Origin of the sequence: Candidatus Chordibacter forsetii (genome assembly GCF_964187505.1) — a bacterium.
In the GTDB taxonomy this organism is placed as follows: Bacteria; Verrucomicrobiota; Verrucomicrobiia; order Opitutales; family Seribacteraceae; genus Chordibacter; species Chordibacter forsetii.
Genome location: NZ_CAXLML010000010.1, coordinates 1 through 3,048, shown reverse-complemented (window position 1 = coordinate 3,048; position 3,048 = coordinate 1). Strand labels below are relative to the sequence as shown.

The window sequence follows — 3,048 nt, the reverse complement described above, 5'->3', positions numbered from 1 at the left end:
TTGCAAGGTTAAGGAAGTTAGGTCACAACTCCGAGAAAAACTAGAGCATGTAATGATTGAAAATTTAAACTTTTCCAATTTTGGCGGTGTCGATGTTATTATTCGTGGATTTCAAGACCCTAAATAGTTCAACTATCGCATAGGACCATATGGAGAAGCTTATTTTTTTCCCGCTGCTTTAATTCTGCCTAAAACCGGTAATCCCAAGTCCAATTGGATCTCATTTTCTCTAAGCATCGCTCTCCATCCTTTAAGGCTAAGGTTTGTTGATGCAGTCGAATCTATCAGTGCCGTCCCCATCGGCTTTTTGAGCAGAGGAGAGTATCCCCCGGACAAAACCGATCCAACTTCTTTACCATTCGGGCATTTAATTACACATCCATGACGGGGAATTCTTCGATCATCTACCAAATAATGAATTACCCGCTGGGCTGCCCCATTGTCTCTTTCAACACTTAATGCAGTATAACCATAAAAGTTTTGTTTTTTCCAACCAACAGTCCAGGAAAGACCGGCTTTGACCGGAGAAATCTCCGGAGATAGTTCATGACCATGCAAAGGAAAACCTGCTTCCAAACGTAAACTATCACGGGCGGCAAGACCAACCCAGGGCACATGAAACTGCTCCATTGCATCGGCCCAGGTTTTCAACTCCGTTGGAGAACAATAAATTTCAAAGCCATCTTCTCCTGTATATCCAGATCTGGACAAAATTGTTTTCTGCCCCATCCAATGACCCTCAAGAAAACTCATTTTGGTAAGTTTACTCAAGTCCTGATCAATTATTTGACTAAGTACCTTTTCAGAAGATGGCCCCTGCAAAGCGAGTTGTCCAAATGAGGAGGTCAAATTGTGAACTGAGCAATTAAATCCCAATGAACGTTCTAACAAAGTGTTGTAATCGTCCTCTACATTGGAAGCATTAACACAAAGTAAAAAATGGTCATTCTTTAGACGATAAACCAAAAGGTCATCCAAAGTGCCTCCTTGTTCGTTGCAAAGAAGACTGTATTGTGCCTGGCCCACTGAACATTTGTTTAAATCATTGGTCAGGGCGAAATTTAGAAAATCCAGCGACTGAGGCCCAGAAACCTCTATTTCTCCCATGTGTGAAACATCAAACAATCCGACATTTTCCCTTACGCTTAAATGCTCATCTATTGAACTACGGTATGAAACCGGCATATTCCAGCCAGCAAACGGAGTAAATTTAGCCCCGTTCTTCTTGTGATGATTGTAAAGAGTGAGTTTTTTTAAGTCTGTCATTTTCAAAGCTTGCCAAATCCGGCAGATGAGTAGTTTGTAATAGGGATGAGCCACTGCTCTGTCAAAGTACAAGAAATGATTTTTGAATGGCTAGCCAGCTAGTAATTGCCGTAAGTTTGACTATCGGTGTTTCCGCACTGTGCTCCATTCTCGAGGCGATGGTTCTCAGTGTAACAACTGCTGAAATTGAACAATTTAAAAAGAAAGCTCCCAAACGAGGAAGATTACTAGACCAGGCGAGGTTCGAGATTGAGGAAACAAGTGCGGCCATCCTTAGCCTAAACACCATAGCAAACACACTCGGTGCTACACTTGCAGGCGGTTTGGCCGAGAAAACCTTTGGCGACGGAAGTAATTCGATTCTATTCTTTGCTGGAGGAATGACCTTAGGAATCTTATTTTTTTCCGAAATACTGCCGAAGAATCTAGCCGTTAGTTATCGGGCAGAAATGCTTGCTTTTTTAATACCTCCTCTTGTGGCTGTGCGATGGCTCATGACTCCATTTTCAAAGATCTGCAAGTTTACGATGCAGGCTATGGTTCCTCCCAAGAAAAAATCGAGTGATAAAGACGAAGAAGAAATTATCTTATTAGCTCGCAAAGGCGCAAAAGAAGGAACGCTTTCCAACGATGAAAGCGACTGGGTAACTAACGCACTTCGACTGGATGGTGTGAAGGTTAGTGAAATTATGACCCCTCGAACTGTCATGCTTGCATTGGATGAAAACTTGACAGTCGAAAAAGTCTTTCAAAATTATCCCAATGTCCCATTTGCCAGGATTCCCATCTACTCCGATAATATTGACCATATTACCGGCGTGGTACGCCGACGAGATCTTCACAATGCAATGGTCGAGGAAAAACCCCAAACCTTACTAAGTAGTTTAGCCTTTAACCCGCTATTTGTTCCTGAAAATGCTGGTGCAGATAAAGCCTTGAGATTGTTACTCGCTGAGCATTCTCAACTTTCCATTGCAGTGGATGAGTTTGGTTCGGTAGCTGGGGTTCTGGCAATGGAAGACATCATGGAAAGTATTTTGGGCCAAGAAATCTTTGAACATGATGATTTGGCAGTTGATATGCGCGAGTTGGCCAAACGTCGCCATGACGCTCAGTCCAATTTAGAGATAAAACCTAGCAACTAAGATTAAACATGGATTTTCTTGCTTCATTTTGGGTTCATGACCTCAGTCCCTTTTTATGGAAATTTCCTGATTCATGGGGAGACTGGGGACCAGGAGGATTAAGGTGGTATGGCTTGTCCTACCTAGCAGGTTTTATAACCGCCTATTTTCTCTTGCTTATTGCTTACCGAAAAAATCGTAGTCCCTATGATAAGGATCAAATTGTCAACCTAATGACTTTTCAGGTGTTAGGAGTATTGCTTGGAGGTAGAATCGGATTTGCTCTTTTATATCGGACAGAAGAACTTGTTAACGATCCCTTAATGTTACTTTATGTATGGCAGGGCGGCATGGCTAGTCATGGTGGATTTATTGGAGTCATATTGGCCACTTATTGGTATGCAAAGAAATCTCATCAATCGTTCTGGCCTGTGGCAGACTTGATTGCATGCGTTGTCCCCCCCGGTCTCTTCTTTGGAAGGTTGGCAAATTTTATAAATGGAGAACTTTGGGGAAGAGCAACAGATTGCTCATGGGGAGTTCTTTTTCCTAAAGCTCCAGATTTTTTAATGGGGATAGCTCGGCACCCATCTCAACTTTATGCAGCAGTTTTAGAAGGCCTTCTTGTATTCATCTTTGTTCAATCAAGATTTTGGAA

General features: G+C 42.3%; 3 protein-coding genes. 2 read left to right on the top strand and 1 reads right to left on the bottom strand.

Annotated elements, in window-relative coordinates; all coding sequences use genetic code 11:
* Positions 1-159: 159 nt before the first annotated feature.
* Entirely contained in the window at positions 160-1,266 is a 1,107-nt protein-coding gene (gene gcvT, locus ACKPQ4_RS00300; RefSeq protein WP_407679211.1) for a glycine cleavage system aminomethyltransferase GcvT, read from the bottom strand.
* An 86-nt stretch (positions 1,267-1,352) separates the two neighbouring features.
* Here gcvT and ACKPQ4_RS00295 point away from each other — a divergent pair, with 86 nt between their 5' ends.
* A complete protein-coding gene (locus tag ACKPQ4_RS00295) occupies positions 1,353-2,411 on the top strand; it encodes a CNNM domain-containing protein (protein WP_407679210.1) in 1,059 nt (352 codons plus the stop codon).
* An 8-nt stretch (positions 2,412-2,419) separates the two neighbouring features.
* Positions 2,420-3,048 (top strand): prolipoprotein diacylglyceryl transferase (lgt, locus tag ACKPQ4_RS00290; RefSeq protein WP_407679209.1); only part of this gene is annotated, 629 nt, incomplete at its 3' end.